The sequence below is a fragment of the Erythrobacter donghaensis genome (assembly GCF_002155425.1).
Classification (GTDB): Bacteria; Pseudomonadota; Alphaproteobacteria; order Sphingomonadales; family Sphingomonadaceae; genus Erythrobacter; species Erythrobacter donghaensis.
Genome location: NZ_MUYG01000009.1, coordinates 450,034 through 464,867 on the forward strand (window position 1 = coordinate 450,034; position 14,834 = coordinate 464,867).

Below are 14,834 nucleotides of genomic sequence, written 5' to 3' on the forward strand. Positions count from 1 at the left end.
ATGCAGGCCCTGAAGGTTGAACGCCTATCGGACGACCTGTCCGGCGTGACGCTGGCCGACTGCCCCACCCCGGCCCGCGCGCCGGGCGAGGTGCTGGTGGCGGTGCGCGCCGCCTCGCTCAACTTCCCCGACCTGCTGATGACGCGGGGGGAATACCAGTTCAAACCCGAAGTGCCCTTCACCAGCGGGCTCGAATTCGCGGGCGAGGTGCTGGAGGCGGACCCCGCCAGCGGTTTCGCGCCCGGCGACCGGGTCATGGGCGGCAATAAGACCGGCGCCTTTGCCGAGCTTGCCTGCGTGCCCGCCGACAAGCTGTCGCCCATCCCGCGCGGCATGGACTTCCCCGCCGCCGCCGCGATGGGGGCGGCCTATTCCACCGCCTTTACAGGGCTGGTCGAGATTTGCGGCCTCAGCGAGGGGCAATGGGTGCTGGTCCACGGGGCGAGCGGCGGGGTGGGCCTCGCCGCCTGCGATCTTGCCCGCGCGCTCGGGGCCCGCGTGATCGCCACCACCGGCAGCCCGGCCAAGGCGGAGCGCATCGCCGCCCTCGCCCGCCCCGAAGCCGTGATCCTCGCCGAGGGCCGCTTCCGCGAACAGGTCGCCGAACTCACCGGCGGGGCGCTGGCCGACATCGTGTTCGACCCCGTGGGCGGCGACGTATTCGACGAATCGACCCGCTGCATCGCATTTGGCGGCAAGCTGGTGGTGGTCGGCTTCACCTCGGGGCGGATCGCGGAGGTCTCGACCAATATCCCGCTGATCAAGGGCTTCAGCATCGTCGGCCTGCGCGCGGGGGAGTATGCCCGGCGCTTCCCAGAACGCGGGAGCGCGATAAATCGCGCCATCGCCCGCCTTGCCGAGGAAGGGGCAATCAGCCCCGCGATCGACCGCACCCTCCCGCTATCGCGTTGGCGCGAGGGCTTTGAAGCGATGGCAAACCGCGAGCTCGTGGGCAAAGTCGTGTTGGTCCCCGGCAGCTGACTCACCAACGAAAAAGGGCGGCCCCTGCGGACCGCCCTCTGTCTAACCGGAAATACCATTTCGCTCAGAGCGAGGCGATCACCTCATCCGCGAGCTTCTTGTCGGCCTTCTTGTCGTGAGCCTTGGCTATCAGCACCTTGGAAGCGGCGGCTGCGGCGGTGACCGCCTTGGCCTTGACCTCGGCAATCGCGGCGCGCTCGGCAGCGGCGATCTTCTCTTCGGCCATCTTCTGGCGGCGTGCGACCATCACTTCGCCATCGGCCTCGGCCCGGGCGAGGATAGCGTCGGCTTCCTCGCGGGCCCCAGCCAGCATCGCCTCGGCGTCCTTTTCGGCGCTGGCGATCTTGGCGGCATATTCGGCCCGCAGCGCTTCGGCTTCGGCGCGGAGGGTCTTGGCTTCATCAAGCGCGGCGCGGATCGCGGCGATCTTGGCGTCGAGCCCACCGGCGATCACGCCGGGGACCTTCTTCCACAGGAACACTGCGAGCAGCACGGTCATCGCCAGCGCGACCCACTGGTAGGTGTCGAGGCCCAACACGCTGGGCTCGGAATGACCCTCGGCCCCGGAGGCGAGCAGGATCAGAATGTCAGCCATGCGCCATCACCTCCTTGACTGCAGCCTGCGCCGCAGCCGGTTCGACATCAGCCCCGGCAACGCGGGCGACGATGTCGCGCGCGGCGTCCGCGGCGACGTCCTCAATCTCGGCCATGGCGCTGTTACGCGCAGCCGCGATCGCGGTTTCGGCCTGGGCCAGACGCTCGTCGAGGCGCGCCTGGGTTTCCGCCAGCTTCGCCGCATTGGCCGCCGCGGCCTTGGCCTTGGCCTCGCCGATCACGCCCTGCGCCGCGGCGCGGTTGGCGTTCTCACGCTTGCGCCAGGCATCTTCCTGCGCCGTCGCCTCGTCACGCGCCGCCTGTGCCGCCGCCAGATCGCCCGCGATCTGCTGGTCGCGCAGGTCAACCGTGCCCATCACCTTGGGCACCATGCCAAGGCCGACGACAAGGAAGGTGAGGCCGAAGAACACCAGCAGCCAGAACACCTGGCTTGAGAGCGTCTCGGCGATTTGATCGATCTGAGGCATGGGTCGCCCTTGTTTACGCCGGTGTTATCGACAGTTCGCGCAAGGAACGCCGGCCAGCGGAGCGCATCTGCGCTCGCCGGTCCGGCGTGCCGGATCTTAGCGGAAGATCAGCAGAACGGCGATAACGAAGGCGAGCAGGCCGAGAAGTTCAGCAGCCGCGAAGCCGATGAACAGGCGGCCCTGCTGGCCGTCAGCAGCGCCCGGATTGCGCAGCGCGCCTTCGAGGAACGAGGCAAACACGTTGCCCACGCCCAGCGCGGCCATGCCGGCACCGATCGCAGCGAGACCGGCACCGAGGAGAGCAGCAGCAGTTGCGTCCATGATTATAAACTCCTTGAGAAAAATCTGTGTGTTGGTGAGGGTTGTGAAGAGAGCGTCTCAGCCCTCAGTGAAGGTTTTCCGCGTCGTTGATGTAGAGCGAGGTCAGGAGCGCGAAGACATAGGCCTGAATGCCCGCGACAAGGATCTCCAGCGCGCTGATCGCGACCATCAGGACAAAGCTCGGGATGCCGATCGCCGCGCCCAGCGCCGGGCCCGCGCCGCCGCCGGCGATCACGAAGCTCGCCAGCACCTTGAGCAGCACGTGGCCCGCCATCATCGCGACGAAGAGCCGCAGTGCGAGGCTGAAGGGGCGCACCATGAAGGACACGAATTCAATGAGGCTGATCGGCAGCGCCAGAAACGCGGGCGTGTTCGACGGCCAGAACAGCGAGAAGAAGTGGAAGCCGTGCTTCCAGAAGCCCACGATCAGCACGATCGAGAAGCTCATGATCGCCAGCACGCCGGTCGCGGTGAAGTGACTGGTGAAGGTGAAGGCGTGGATCCCCGGGATCAGACCGACTGGCACCAGGCCGAGCAGGTTCCCGAACAGGATGAACATGAACAGGGTGAAGATGTAGGGCACATATTTGCGCCCGGCCTTGCCGACGTTGGCCTCGAGCAGGTCGTCGATGAAGCCGGTCATGCTCTCGACCGCCATCTGCCAGCGGCCCGGCACCAGCTGGCGCTTCATGCCGCCTGCGACGAACACCCAGACGAGGACGGCCGTGATCGCCATCCACAGCGCGGAGTTGGTAAACGCGATGTTGATCCCGTCGGACAGCTGCCAGTCCGAGCCCAGCAGGGGCTCGATGGTGAACTGCTTCATCGGATCGACCTTGCCGGCTTCGGCAGCTTCGACGGCCTGCACGGCCGCAGCCATGTTGCCTTCCGCTGCCCTCATGCCCTGTTCGGCTGCCACGATCGAAAGATCCCCAAATGTTTTACATCAAACGCGCCCCTGCCGATGGTCGGGAGACGTCGGGAAGCGGCCTAGCCTGCTTCGTCCTCGTTCTCGCTGCCGCCTGCGGGGCGCGTATTCGCGCTCAGAATAATGCTCCTGAAGGCCGATGCCGTTCCGAGGAACAGTCCGGTCAACAGACCCCAGGGCGCGATGTCCAGCAATGCGTCAACCGCAAAGCCGATCACCAGGCCACCGATGATCCCGCCCAGAAGATTGGCCAAGGCACGGTTGCCGCTGCGGTAATTCGCATCGACACCCTTCACCTGCGGCCGGTTGCGCTGGTCTTCACGCTCGCGTGCGGCCTTGAGCCGCGCTTCGAGCGCGTCAATCCGCGCATCCTCGTGAATGGGTTCTCGGGCGGGTTTCTCGTCGCTCATGGTGTGGCCTTTAGAGGCAAGGCCGAGCCACATGCAACAAGGTGCCCGCCGAGGGCGCCGCCCCCTTAGAAGGGGGGCACATTTGTGTCAACATCGCGCGAGGACACTTTTGTGCAAGTGCGAACTTGTTTTTCGCTCGCCCATCCGGGCGAGCGTCCTCGGCGAGTCTCAGACCCTGCGGGCCTGATCGCCTGCGGGCGGGCGGTCGCCCTTGCGGTCGCTCAGGCGACCGAGGCCCGCAATCGGTGGAATGTTGGCTCTGTCACGGCCCGAAGGGCCGCAAGGGCGACCGCCCGCCCGCAGGTGCTCGAGCCTGAAAGGCTCGAAACGCACCGAGGATGTGCCCGCGGAGGCGGGCACACAAACATCAGGGACAACGCGCATCCCGAATGGGAGGCGCGGTGGTGCGGGTCTGCCAGCTGCCGTCAGGCGCCTGATACTTCTCGCCCGGCACGGTGCGCGCGATCGCCTCGCAGCCCGAGGTCAGCGCATAGGCTTCTAGCGTGGTTTTCTTTTCCTTGGCCTTTTCGGCATAGACCGCGCGGCGCTTGATGTTGATGTCGTCGACCATGCGCTGCAAGGCGGGGTTGGCCGCGCCGACGATGCCGAGATAGCCATCGGGCTGTTCGCCCACTGTGCCCCCCGCGCGCGCTGCGGCATAAGCCGGATCGCGCTGCTGCGAGAGCGCCGGGCTCGCCGCGAGGCCCATTGCCGCCAGTGCGGCAAAGCCTGCAAGAACCGAATTGCGCATCATCATTCTCCTAGCGAAGCGCGGCATATCTCAAAAAATATCCGCGTTCTCGTCAATCGTGTTGGCCGCGTCCTGCGACAGGGCGTAGACCACATCGGCCCTGATATTGATGTCGAGCTGGATCACGATCGGCTTGTCCGGGGCCTGCACGTTGATGCAGCCGACAAGCGCCATGCCCAGCCCGGTCAACACCGTAATGGCCTTCATTGTCCGTCCCCCTGCCTGCGCCGCCAATCGCGCGCCATGTCGCGCTGCTGTCGCATTGTGCCGGGTTCGGGTCAATTTCATCGCTGTCATGGCAGGGGAACGCTTTCTGAAGGTTGAACGGGTCACGGCTGAGACTCGGGTATCGGCGGCGGGGGCGGCGCCACCGGATCGCGCGGCACGAGCCTGCCGTTCTCGATCCTGAACAGACCCATGCTGACCGGATCGCCCCACGCCGCCGGATCATTGTAGCCGCGGGCGATATAGGCGAGCTGCGTGAAGGTCTCCGATCGCACGCTGATGCGGAACTGGATCGGCAGTTTCGCCAGCCTGCGGGTGATGAAATTGCGGCTCGCGCCCTCGCCCTGCCGGATCCCGTCGAAATCGAAGCTGGTGATGATCTCACCCGCCAGATCGCCGTCAAGCTTCACCTGCATCTGGCGATAGTCGAGCGAGCGCAGCGCCGCGAAGGCATAATTGCCCATCGCGCCGAGGTTTTCGTAGGTCAGCTCGCCCAGATAGGAGACATTGCCCCCGCCGGCCCGGGCGATCAGCAGGCCACCCTCGATCCGGCCATTGCCGTTGGCATCGAAAATGATCGGTACCGTGCCATCGAACACCCCGGTGGCGCTGATATTGCCGAGCTCCATCTCCGACACGAAGGTGGCCGCGTCCAGCCCGATGATCTCGAACACATAACGGCGTTCTTCCGGGCGGCTGAAATCCATCGTCAACGGGCGCATCAGCAGCGTGCCGCCCATGAAGGGAAAGCGCGCATCTTCCAGCGCCAGCAGCGTGCCGTCCTTGAGCTCGAACTGCACGGTGCCGGCCAGCGCCTCGACCCCGGGGTTGATCGCCGCGATCCGCAAGCGCTGGTCGGGTGCGGTGGTGAGGTTGAGGAGGTCGGTGAAGACCACCTTGCCCGCCACCCCGCGCACCGGCCCGAAGGCGGCGGCAAAGTCGAAACCGTCGCTGGCGAAGGTGCCGCTGCTGGTGATGTTGTCGCCGCGCCAGTCGATCCGCCCGTCGCCGGTGATGGTGCCATCGGCCAAGGCGATCACCCCCTTGGCGAGATAGGACAGGTCTTCGGGCTGCAAGCTCTTGTCGAACACCACCCCCGGCACGCTCAACCGCGCGCTGCCGGTGGCGGTGCCAAGATCGTGAGCGATGGTGACGGCGGCGATGCTGCGGCGCGATGCGGGCGCGCGCAGCACGGCATCGGCGGTGATCCGGCCATCGGCGAGGGTCAGACGCGCACCCTCTGCAGCGAGCGGTTCGAACCGTGCGAGAGCGCCGGCCACGGGCCGGTCGGAGAGGGTAAAGGCACCGCCGGTGATGTCGAGAGCCCCATCCGCAAAGCTCCAGCGCCCCGACAGCGCATCGAGATCGAGCGGGACCGCCGCCAGCCGCGCGCTGCCCCCGGCAAACTCGCCCTCGATGGCGCTGCCAAAGCGGCCCGAGAGGCTGACTGCGGTCAGCCGCGTTTCGCTGGAGCCGCTGCCGATCACGGCATCGGCACCCTCGGCCATGAAAGGTCCGGGATAGCGCAGCAGCAGGCTTTGCGCGGCGAGCCTTGCGGGGCTCTCGCTCAATTGTCCGGAAAGGTTGACCGGCCCGGTGCGCGCGGCGAGCCTCAGGCTGTCGCGCCACGCCAGCATCGGGCCGCCGCCGGGTTCGGGGCACAGCGTGATCGACTGACGGTCCAGCGCGAGGCCTGAGAGCGCCAGCTTGGAGAAGCCCAGCGGGGTGCAGCGCGTGCCCATCGCCAGCCCGCCCGCCGACGACCAGCCGCCTTCGATCGGCACGGTCAGATCATTGACCCCGCCGCCCGGCAGTATCCCGCTAGCGGTCATCACCCCGTCAAAGCCGATCGCCCCGCCGCGCCCGCCGCGCAGCGTCAGACGCGGGATGGCGATGTGGTTCGGCCCGGCGGCATAATCGGCCATGGCGAGGCGCAGCGACCAGCTGCCGTCGGCGTCCTGCGCCATCCGGCCATTGAGGTTCGGCAGGTCCGCGCCGCCGACAAGAATATTGCCGTTGAGGCCCGTCAGTCCGCCCTCACCGATCCCGGCGCTGACCCGCGAGAGCGCCACCACCCGCGCGCCCCTGCGGTCGGCGAGGCTGGCGTCGGAGACGATCAGCGCGATCTCGCCGGCCTTGTGACGCAGGGTCGCATCGGCGCGGAAATCGGCCTGGTCGAGCGCGCGGGTCAGCCCGCCGCGCAGCCGGTTCAGCAGGGGCGCGACCAGCGTTCCCTCGGCCCCGCGCTCTGCGGCGGCGAGGCTGGCAGTGAGGTCGGTCGCCGGGATGAGTCCTGCGCCGCGCAGCGTGCCCTCCCACTGGCCGCGCGATCCATCCGCGCTGCCGCGCCAACTTCCCTCCGCGCCGAGCCGCGCAAGCCGGCCTTGCGGAGCGGTGACGTCGAGCAAGCTCAGGTCATGCGCGAGCGTCAGCCGTTCGGGTGCCCAGTTGAGCGTGGCCGTGCCGTCGACCTCCGCTCCGGTCAGCGACGCATAGGCTACCCGCTCTCCGGTGACGGCAAAGTCGATTTCGGCGGCGGAGAAATCCTTGGTGAGGCTCGCACGGGTGCCGATGTCCGCGGTGCCCAGCTTTGCTCCGCCGCAGGCGACGCCGCCCAGTCGCAGCGGGCCGTCAAGCAGGGGGGCGCCATTATCCGTGGTGAGAGCGCCGTATAGCGTTACGCGCTCGGCCCGGCAGTCCGGGGTGCCGATTCCGGGTGCAGTGGCGGCAAGCTTTCCGGCAAAACCGTCGTCCAGCCGCCCTGAACCTTCCAGCTTCACGCCGATGTTGCCGTAATCGCTCTCCACCAGCGCCCGCGCATCGCTGATCGCGAGGTCGATGGCGGGCAAGGCGGGCGCTGCGTCGGAGCCGGTGAAGACCAGTGGATCGAGCGCGCCGAGGCTGAGCTTGCCGCCGCGATAGCTGGCGAAGGCACGCGCGCCCTCAACGCTCACCTTGCGCACCTCGGGCCCAGCCCAGCCGACACCGATATCCACCGTGACGCGCCGCACGGTCAGGTCAGGGCGCGCCGGATCGCCGATCACCAGGTTTTCGATCACCTGACGGCGCGGGCCGATGCTGACGATGTCGTATGTGGCGGGAACGCCGTTGTCGGCAAGATAGCCGTCGATCACATTGCCCGCGATTCGCTCGCGGCTGAGCCAGACAGCCCCGCCCCCGAGCAGCGCGGCGGTCGCGACGCCCAGCGCAAGGCGCGCCGGCCAGCGCTGCGGGATCACCCGCCGCCTGCCGCCGCGCTGGCCTGTCCCGTCTTGCTCCACATCCGCCACCGGCATTGTTCCCGACCCTTGCGCGCATCCCCCGGCAAAGGCAATGATGCATGAGGTTCAACGCTTTCCCGGAGGTCGCCTTGCCGGAAGCTGAAGACAGTTTCGATTTTCTCGACAGTGCCGTTCCCGATTTCGATGCCGGCAAGGCCGCGGGCGACGGCCATCGCAGCCGGTTGCGTGCCCGCTTGCTGACCGGCGGGGCGGAGGCGCTGGCCGATTACGAAGTGCTCGAATACCTCCTGTTCGCCGCGATCCCGCGCGGCAACACCAAGCCGATCGCCAAGGCGCTGCTGGCGCAATACGGCAGCCTCGCGGCGGTGCTCAATGCCGATCCCAAGGCGCTCCAGCGGGTGAAGGGCGTGGGCGAGAATTCCGCCGCTGCGCTGAAAGCCGTCGCCATCGCCGCGCGGCGCATGGCGCGCGGGGAGATCATCGGCAAGCCCGTGCTCGGCAGCTGGCAGGCACTGATCGACTATCTCACCACCGACATGGCGCATCTGACGGTGGAGCGCGTGCGGGTGCTCTATCTCGACACCAAGAACCGACTGATCGACGATCATCACGTCGGCGATGGCTCGATCGACGAGGCCGCAATCCACCCGCGCGAGGTGATCCGCCGGGCGATGGACGTAGGCGCCTCTGCGATGATCCTCGTCCACAACCACCCCTCCGGCTCGCCCGAACCCAGCCGCGCCGACATCCAGATCACCCAGCGCATCGCCGAGGCCGGACGGCACATGGGAGTGACCGTCCACGATCACGTCATCATCGGGCGCGAGGGGCACACCTCCCTGCGCGCCAAGGGGCTGATCTAGCGGTCGAGATTGTCCTGCGCGACCGGCGCATCGGCGCGATTGTCATGACGCATCCGTCCTGTTAGCATCGCGATGCTGCGTGATTTGCAGCGTGGATCGGATGAGGCTGGGGGGCCATTCATGACGACCAACGCGCCATTGCCCGATCCCGAAGCGGCGACCGCCCCCCCTCAACGCGGCGGCATTCTCGGCTGGCTGGGCGTCACCGCCGGCAAGACCTTTGTCGAATCGTTGTTCTCGCACATCTGGGGGATGCTGATCGTTTTCCTGTCTCCATTGGCGGGGTATCTTGCGCTTTGGCAGGCTGACGTCGCTCCCAGTCCGAGCGAGATCGCCGGTCGCCTTTCAGGCCAGCCGCGCCAACCGCTCATGCCGACCCGGTCGGCAGGTATCGCCGAGGTGGTGGCGCAGGGCGAAGGCGCCTCGGGCGACAAGGCACGCGCGGTGCAGGTCCGCGTGACCGAAAGTCTGCGCGCGATGCCCGCGGGCTTCGGGGGCATCAAGGTGCGCTATGCGCTGGGGCCGATCCGCAGCGGCAACGGCGCGACGAGCGCGACCAGCGTCCGCTGGGCGCTGAAGTCCGATACCGGCAATTGGCTGATCTGCCCCGACATCCCGCTCAGCTTTACCTCGGAGCGTGGTCTGGCGGACGCGATCGCCAAGCGCATCAACAACAGCTTGCTGGCAAGTGAAACCGGGGGACAATTGCAATGCGGATGACGACGATCTTAGGCCGGGCGGTGCTGGCAGGTGCAGCGCTGCTGGCATTGCAGGCTTGTGGAGAGACGCAAACCGATGCGCCCATTGCTCCGACCACGACCACGCCAGAACCCGAGCCCGATCTGACAACCCCCTCGCCCATTTCCGAGACCGCACCATCACCACAAAGCTGCGAGGCGACGAGCTATTGTTCCGGCCCGCTGGTCGTAAGCGCTGACAACCTCACCCTGACCCGCTTTCGCAAGAACGAAATCGAGGTGGTCGGTACGCTCTCTTTCAACAACCGTTCCGGCGCAGACCTGAAGCTGGCACTGCTTCAGGGCCAGCTAACGCTCAACACCGACAAGGGCGTCACCGCCGATCAGGGCAATATCTACACATCGGGGCTCGGCGTGTGCCGCACCGAGGGTTCTGCATGCTTCGACGCAGAGCCGGATACCTTCCGCCTGATCGCGCCGGGAGACAGTCCGGCGAGGCTCAACGTGAAGCTGCAGGGCCGGTTTGAGCCTGCTCTCGCCCCGTTGGTGGCGCAGATCGAAACCGGCACGCTGACGGTTGAGGCCTACACGGTTGCAGCCGACGGGTCGCGTCAGGTGCACCGCATTGCGCTCGCCAATACGCCGATCACCAATCTGGTGACGCAATAGCATCGGGCGCTCTTGCCATCGGCGGCGCGCGGCTTTAGCCGCCGCCGGGTTCCCTGATCCAACTGGAGCCGCCCGATGGTCCCCCGCTATGCCCGCCCTGCCATGACCGCTCTGTGGGAGCCGGAGGCGAAATATCGCATCTGGTTCGAGATCGAGGCGCACGCGACCCAGAAGCTCGCCGATCTTGGCGTGGTGCCGCAGTCGGCGGCCAAGGCGCTGTGGGACTGGTGGGCGACCGATCCCAAGATCGACGTCGAAGCGATTGACGCGATCGAGGCGGTGACCAAGCATGACGTGATCGCCTTCCTCGACTGGGTCGCGCGCGAAGTGGGCGAGGAAGCGCGTTTTATGCATCAGGGCATGACGAGCAGCGACGTGCTCGATACCACGCTTTCGGTGCAGCTTGCGCGGGCGAGCGACATCCTGCTGGCCGACCTCGACGCGCTGCTGGTGGCGATCCGCACCCGTGCCGAAGAGCACAAATACACCCCCACCATCGGCCGCAGCCATGGCATCCATGCCGAGCCGGTGACCTTCGGCCTCAAGCTCGCGCAAGCCTATGCCGAGTTCGACCGCTGCCGCGCGCGGTTGGTCGCGGCGCGCGCCGAAATCGCGACCTGCGCGATCAGCGGCGCGGTCGGCACCTTCGCCAATGTCGATCCGCAGGTGGAGGCTTACGTGGCCGAGCAGCTCGGCCTCGCGATCGAGCCGGTCTCGACGCAGGTCATCCCGCGTGATCGCCACGCGATGTTCTTTGCGACACTGGGCGTGATCGCCAGCTCGATCGAGCGCCTCGCGGTCGAAATCCGCCACCTGCAACGCACCGAAGTTCTGGAAGCCGAGGAGTATTTCTCTCCCGGCCAGAAGGGCTCCAGTGCGATGCCGCACAAGCGCAACCCGATCCTGACCGAGAACCTCACCGGTCTGGCCCGCGTAGTGCGCGCCGCCGTGACCCCGGCGCTGGAGAACGTGGCGCTGTGGCACGAGCGCGACATCTCGCACTCCTCGGTCGAGCGCTACATCGGCCCGGACGCAACCATCACGCTGGACTTCGCGCTGGCGCGGCTGACCGGGGTGGTCGATAAGCTGCTCGTCTACCCTGCGCGCATGGAAAAGAATATGAACCGCATGGGCGGGCTGATCCATTCGCAGAGAGTGCTGCTGGCTCTGACGCAGGCCGGGCTGGCGCGCGACGATGCCTATCGCCTCGTCCAGCGCAACGCGATGAAGGTGTGGAAATCGGACGGCGCGCTTTCGCTGCTCGATCTGCTCAAGGCCGATGCCGATGTCACCGCCGCGCTTCCGCCCGAGGTGCTGGAGGAGAAGTTCGACCTCGCCTACCACTTCAAGCATGTCGACACGATCTTCGCGCGGGTGTTCGGCTGAGGGCGGCGATGCTGGACTCGGGAGCCAAATCGCCTAGGTTCGCCCCTATGGCAGGCCAAGTGGAGAGACACGCCTCGTGAAGATCCTTCGCACTATCCTGTGGGTTCTGGCAGCCTTGGGCTTCCTGATTTTCGCAATCTACAACTGGCAGCCGGTTGAGCTGACCCTGTGGCAGAACCTCGTGCTCGAAACCAAGGTGCCGGTGCTGGCGCTGCTGGCCTTTGCCGCCGGGTTCCTGCCGATGTGGGCGCTGCACCGCAGCGTTACCTGGAGCATGGGGCGGCGCATCCGCACGCTTGAAAATTCTCTCAAGGCCGCCGCAACCGCGCGCGCGCACCCCGCCGATCCGGCGCCTGTGGAGACACCTGTGGACAAGTTCGGGAAATCCCCCGGCGCCACGGCCGATATTCTCAGCCCCGCCGATGCCCCCACCAGCAGCGGGAGCGATGGCAAGTGAGCAACCCTATCTTCCTTGCGCTCGACGTACCGCAGCTCGAACCGGCCAAGGCGCTGCTCAGCAAGGTCAAGGCGCATATCGGCGGGGTGAAACTCGGGCTTGAATTCTTCTGCGCCCACGGCGCGCACGGGATGCACGAGATTGCGCATTTCGGCCTGCCGATCTTCCTCGACCTCAAGTTCCACGACATCCCCAACACCGTCGCCAAGGCGATGCAGGCGATCCATGTGCATGAGCCCGCGATCGTCACCGTCCACGCCTCGGGCGGGCGCGCGATGATGGAGGATGCCAAGGCCGCCGCGGCTGAGGGCTGCAAGGTGGTGGCCGTGACGATGCTCACCAGCCTCGATACCGCTGACCTCGCCGCAACCGGCGTTTATGGCAGCGCCGAGACACAGGTGATGCGCCTCGCCGAGCTGGCGCACGAGGCCGGGCTCGACGGGATCGTGTGCTCGGGGCAGGAGGTCGGGATGGTGCGCAAGGCGTGGAAGGACGGGTTCTTCGTCGTCCCCGGCCTGCGTCCCGCAGGGCTCGCCAATGGCGGAGGAACGGGCGACCAAAAGCGCGTCGTTACCCCGCGTCAAGCGCGCGACAACGGGGCGAGCGTGCTCGTCATCGGCCGGCCCATCTCCCGCGCGGAAGACCCGGAAGCCGCCGCCCGCGCGATCGAGGCGACGCTGTAGGGCACCACGCATGGTCGACCATGCCACCCCCAACCTGCCCGCGCGCGACTTCGCGGCGACGGCGGCGTTCTATGCCGGGCTCGGCTTCGAAGAGGACTACCGCTCCGAGAGCTGGATGATCCTGTCGCGTGGGCCGAAAGATAACTGCGCGACGCTGGAGTTCTTCCCCTACCCCGATCTCGACCCCTACCAGTCGTCCTTCAGCTGTTGCCTCAGGCTAGACGATCTGGGCGCGATCATGGCGCAGGTGGAAGCGAGCGGCGTGCCGGACGCGCGGCAGGGCATCCCGCGCTATCACCCCGCCACGCCCGATCCGAGCGGGCTCACCATCGCCTATCTGGTCGACCCTGACGGCACTTTGCTGCGGCTGATCCAGAACGATTGAGACACTCTCGTTCGTCACCCTGAACTTGTTTCAGGGTCCATTTCTCCTTAGGCGCAGCAAGCTTGTGGCGGCACGATGGATGCTGAAACGAGTTCAGCATGACGAATTTGGGGCCATGACAAACGTCACCATCACCACCGCCACCAGCGCCGATGCAGCCGCGCTGAAGCAGCTGCTCGAAGCCGCCTATCGCGGCGATTCGGCGCGTCAGGGTTGGAACCAGATTGTGTTGAAAAACTCCTCCTTGCAATCGGGCTAAAGTATTGATTCTATGTCTTGGCAGACAAGCGGAGACGGTCGGATGATGGGTGAGCGGACGGTGGCGCAGGAGGCCCTGTTCTACAGCTTCAACCTGGAGCGGCATGTTCCGCAGGATCATTTGCTGCGCTCGATCGATCGGTTCGTCGACCTGTCGGGCATTCGCGAACATCTGCGTCCCTTCTACAGCTCGACCGGACGACCGTCAGTTGATCCCGAGTTGATGATCCGGATGCTGATCATCGGCTACTGCATGGGCATCCGGTCCGAGCGGCGGCTGTGCGAGGAGGTGCATGTCAACCTCGCCTATCGCTGGTTCTGCCGCCTGGGGCTGGAAGGCGATGTGCCCGACCACTCGACCTTCTCGAAGAACCGTCACGGTCGCTTCCGCGACAGTGATCTGCTGCGCCAGCTGTTCGAGACGACCGTGGCGCGCTGCATCGCCGAAGGACTGGTCGGCGGTGAAGGGTTCGCGGTCGATGGCAGCCTCGTGCGCGCCGATGTGAACCGCCAGCATGCCGTCGATCAGGCCGATGGCTTGCCGGACCCGGCCACCAGCCATGCCGTTCGCGAGTATCTGGCTGTGCTCGACGATGCGGCCTTCGGGGGCGCAACCCCGGTGCCGCCCAAGCAGTTGGCGGTGGCCGATCCGGCCGCACGCTGGACAGCGGCAAGCCGCGAGCGTGCCTTCTTCGCCTATGCCACCAACTACCTCATTGATCTCCAGAACGCAGTGATCGTCGATGTCGAGGCGACCACCGCCATCCGTCAGGCCGAGGTGACCGCCCAGCGCCGCATGATCGACCGGACGCAGGAGCGCTTCGGCCTCTGGCCCGAGCGGCTCGTGGGCGACACCGGATATGGCGATGCAAGGAACCTGTCCTGGCTGGTCGAGGAGCGCGGCATCGAGCCGCACATCCCTGTGTTCGACAAGTCTGCCCGCCGCGATGATACCTTCGAGCGTTCGGCCTTCACCTTCGACCATGAGGATGACAGCTATATCTGCCCTGCTGGCAAGCGGCTGCGCCAGAGGCAGAAGGTCTATCGCGAGGAACGTCCGTTCGTCGATGAGAACGGCATGTTGCGTTACCGCGCCAGCAAGCTCGACTGCAGTGCCTGCGCTCTCAAGCCGCGCTGTTGCCCGACCCAACCAGCGCGCAAGATCCTGCGTTCAGTCCACGAGGGCGCCCGTGATCTGGCCCGCGATATCGCCACGACCGACGCCTATCTGGTCTCGCGCCGCCAGCGCAAGAAGGTCGAGATGCTGTTCGCGCACCTCAAGCGCATCCTCAGGATGGATCGCCTGCGCCTGCGAGGTCCAAACGGCGCAAGAGACGAGTTCCTCCTCGCAGCCACCGCCCAAAACCTCCGGAAAATGGCCAAGCTGATCCCCATGCCAGCCACCACAGCCCCCGCATAAGCGGGGGCGAAGCCTCAGAGCGCCGCTCAGGCTCGCGCCAGCGCCGATCTCAGCGCCGGGTTTTTCAACACAATC

Annotated in this window: 18 protein-coding genes; 10 read left to right on the plus strand and 8 right to left on the minus strand. The window is 66.5% G+C overall.

Annotated features, from left to right (window positions below; all coding sequences use genetic code 11):
* Positions 1-981 carry an NADPH:quinone oxidoreductase family protein gene (locus BZF59_RS08450; protein ID WP_086607802.1) on the plus strand — a complete coding sequence of 327 codons (981 nt, stop codon included), beginning with the start codon at positions 1-3 and terminating at the stop codon, positions 979-981.
* Between the two features lie 64 nt (positions 982-1,045).
* Here the strand turns inward: BZF59_RS08450 and BZF59_RS08455 are convergent, their stop codons facing one another.
* From BZF59_RS08455 to BZF59_RS08490, 8 genes are all read right to left on the minus strand, one after another.
* Positions 1,046-1,576, minus strand: a complete 531-nt coding sequence (locus tag BZF59_RS08455; RefSeq protein WP_086607803.1) for a F0F1 ATP synthase subunit B family protein — start codon at positions 1,574-1,576, stop codon at positions 1,046-1,048.
* Positions 1,569-2,063 (minus strand): F0F1 ATP synthase subunit B family protein, encoded by a 495-nt coding sequence (locus BZF59_RS08460; protein WP_086607804.1) that lies wholly within the window; start codon positions 2,061-2,063, stop codon positions 1,569-1,571. The genes BZF59_RS08455 and BZF59_RS08460 overlap by 8 nt, the downstream gene beginning before the upstream one ends.
* Positions 2,064-2,159: 96 nt before the next feature.
* Complete coding sequence (locus BZF59_RS08465; protein ID WP_086607805.1) at positions 2,160-2,384, minus strand: F0F1 ATP synthase subunit C; 225 nt, start codon at positions 2,382-2,384, stop codon at positions 2,160-2,162.
* A 64-nt stretch (positions 2,385-2,448) separates the two neighbouring features.
* On the minus strand, positions 2,449-3,264 hold the full coding sequence (locus BZF59_RS08470) for a F0F1 ATP synthase subunit A (RefSeq protein ID WP_245806077.1): 816 nt from the start codon (positions 3,262-3,264) through the stop codon (positions 2,449-2,451).
* 110 nt (positions 3,265-3,374) lie between these two features.
* The gene (locus BZF59_RS08475; RefSeq protein ID WP_086607806.1) at positions 3,375-3,722 is read right to left on the minus strand and encodes an AtpZ/AtpI family protein; all 348 of its coding nucleotides are present in this window, start codon (positions 3,720-3,722) and stop codon (positions 3,375-3,377) included.
* A 367-nt stretch (positions 3,723-4,089) separates the two neighbouring features.
* A complete protein-coding gene (locus tag BZF59_RS08480; protein ID WP_211277374.1) occupies positions 4,090-4,476 on the minus strand; it encodes a YdbL family probable chaperone protein in 387 nt (128 codons plus the stop codon).
* A 27-nt stretch (positions 4,477-4,503) separates the two neighbouring features.
* Positions 4,504-4,680 (minus strand): YnbE family lipoprotein, encoded by a 177-nt coding sequence (locus BZF59_RS08485; RefSeq protein ID WP_086607808.1) that lies wholly within the window; start codon positions 4,678-4,680, stop codon positions 4,504-4,506.
* 122 nt (positions 4,681-4,802) lie between these two features.
* Positions 4,803-7,994, minus strand: a complete 3,192-nt coding sequence (locus BZF59_RS08490; protein WP_086607809.1) for an intermembrane phospholipid transport protein YdbH family protein — start codon at positions 7,992-7,994, stop codon at positions 4,803-4,805.
* A gap of 44 nt (positions 7,995-8,038) precedes the next feature.
* On the opposite strand from BZF59_RS08490, the gene radC reads away from it, so the two are divergent.
* From radC to BZF59_RS08530, 9 genes are all read left to right on the plus strand, one after another.
* Positions 8,039-8,803, plus strand: a complete 765-nt coding sequence (gene radC, locus BZF59_RS08495; protein ID WP_245806078.1) for a RadC family protein — start codon at positions 8,039-8,041, stop codon at positions 8,801-8,803.
* Positions 8,804-8,923: 120 nt separating this feature from the next.
* Positions 8,924-9,523, plus strand: a complete 600-nt coding sequence (locus BZF59_RS08500) for a hypothetical protein (protein ID WP_086607810.1) — start codon at positions 8,924-8,926, stop codon at positions 9,521-9,523.
* Positions 9,520-10,170 (plus strand): hypothetical protein, encoded by a 651-nt coding sequence (locus BZF59_RS08505; protein WP_143738127.1) that lies wholly within the window; start codon positions 9,520-9,522, stop codon positions 10,168-10,170. The genes BZF59_RS08500 and BZF59_RS08505 overlap by 4 nt, the downstream gene beginning before the upstream one ends.
* Before the next feature lie 75 nt (positions 10,171-10,245).
* Complete coding sequence (gene purB, locus BZF59_RS08510; RefSeq protein ID WP_086607812.1) at positions 10,246-11,556, plus strand: adenylosuccinate lyase; 1,311 nt, start codon at positions 10,246-10,248, stop codon at positions 11,554-11,556.
* A gap of 76 nt (positions 11,557-11,632) precedes the next feature.
* Positions 11,633-12,013 (plus strand): LapA family protein, encoded by a 381-nt coding sequence (locus tag BZF59_RS08515; protein ID WP_086607813.1) that lies wholly within the window; start codon positions 11,633-11,635, stop codon positions 12,011-12,013.
* A complete protein-coding gene (gene pyrF / locus BZF59_RS08520) occupies positions 12,010-12,696 on the plus strand; it encodes an orotidine-5'-phosphate decarboxylase (protein ID WP_086607814.1) in 687 nt (228 codons plus the stop codon). Before BZF59_RS08515 ends, pyrF begins: the two co-directional genes overlap by 4 nt.
* 10 nt (positions 12,697-12,706) lie before the next feature.
* Complete coding sequence (locus tag BZF59_RS08525; RefSeq protein WP_086607815.1) at positions 12,707-13,081, plus strand: bleomycin resistance protein; 375 nt, start codon at positions 12,707-12,709, stop codon at positions 13,079-13,081.
* Between the two features lie 115 nt (positions 13,082-13,196).
* The gene (locus tag BZF59_RS16050; protein WP_211277375.1) at positions 13,197-13,340 is read left to right on the plus strand and encodes a hypothetical protein; all 144 of its coding nucleotides are present in this window, start codon (positions 13,197-13,199) and stop codon (positions 13,338-13,340) included.
* A gap of 42 nt (positions 13,341-13,382) precedes the next feature.
* Positions 13,383-14,759 (plus strand): IS1182 family transposase, encoded by a 1,377-nt coding sequence (locus BZF59_RS08530; protein ID WP_086606213.1) that lies wholly within the window; start codon positions 13,383-13,385, stop codon positions 14,757-14,759.
* Positions 14,760-14,834: the final 75 nt, after the last annotated feature.

Coding starts and splice junctions, on each gene's coding strand:
- BZF59_RS08450 (WP_086607802.1), top strand. CDS start 1: ATGCAGGCCCTGAAGGTTGAACGCCTATCGGACGACCTGTCCGGCGTG.
- BZF59_RS08455 (WP_086607803.1), bottom strand. CDS start 1,576: ATGGCTGACATTCTGATCCTGCTCGCCTCCGGGGCCGAGGGTCATTCC.
- BZF59_RS08460 (WP_086607804.1), bottom strand. CDS start 2,063: ATGCCTCAGATCGATCAAATCGCCGAGACGCTCTCAAGCCAGGTGTTC.
- BZF59_RS08465 (WP_086607805.1), bottom strand. CDS start 2,384: ATGGACGCAACTGCTGCTGCTCTCCTCGGTGCCGGTCTCGCTGCGATC.
- BZF59_RS08470 (WP_245806077.1), bottom strand. CDS start 3,264: ATGGCTGCGGCCGTGCAGGCCGTCGAAGCTGCCGAAGCCGGCAAGGTC.
- BZF59_RS08475 (WP_086607806.1), bottom strand. CDS start 3,722: ATGAGCGACGAGAAACCCGCCCGAGAACCCATTCACGAGGATGCGCGG.
- BZF59_RS08480 (WP_211277374.1), bottom strand. CDS start 4,476: ATGATGCGCAATTCGGTTCTTGCAGGCTTTGCCGCACTGGCGGCAATG.
- BZF59_RS08485 (WP_086607808.1), bottom strand. CDS start 4,680: ATGAAGGCCATTACGGTGTTGACCGGGCTGGGCATGGCGCTTGTCGGC.
- BZF59_RS08490 (WP_086607809.1), bottom strand. CDS start 7,994: ATGCCGGTGGCGGATGTGGAGCAAGACGGGACAGGCCAGCGCGGCGGC.
- radC (WP_245806078.1), top strand. CDS start 8,039: ATGAGGTTCAACGCTTTCCCGGAGGTCGCCTTGCCGGAAGCTGAAGAC.
- BZF59_RS08500 (WP_086607810.1), top strand. CDS start 8,924: ATGACGACCAACGCGCCATTGCCCGATCCCGAAGCGGCGACCGCCCCC.
- BZF59_RS08505 (WP_143738127.1), top strand. CDS start 9,520: ATGACGACGATCTTAGGCCGGGCGGTGCTGGCAGGTGCAGCGCTGCTG.
- purB (WP_086607812.1), top strand. CDS start 10,246: ATGGTCCCCCGCTATGCCCGCCCTGCCATGACCGCTCTGTGGGAGCCG.
- BZF59_RS08525 (WP_086607815.1), top strand. CDS start 12,707: ATGGTCGACCATGCCACCCCCAACCTGCCCGCGCGCGACTTCGCGGCG.
- BZF59_RS16050 (WP_211277375.1), top strand. CDS start 13,197: ATGACAAACGTCACCATCACCACCGCCACCAGCGCCGATGCAGCCGCG.
- BZF59_RS08530 (WP_086606213.1), top strand. CDS start 13,383: ATGATGGGTGAGCGGACGGTGGCGCAGGAGGCCCTGTTCTACAGCTTC.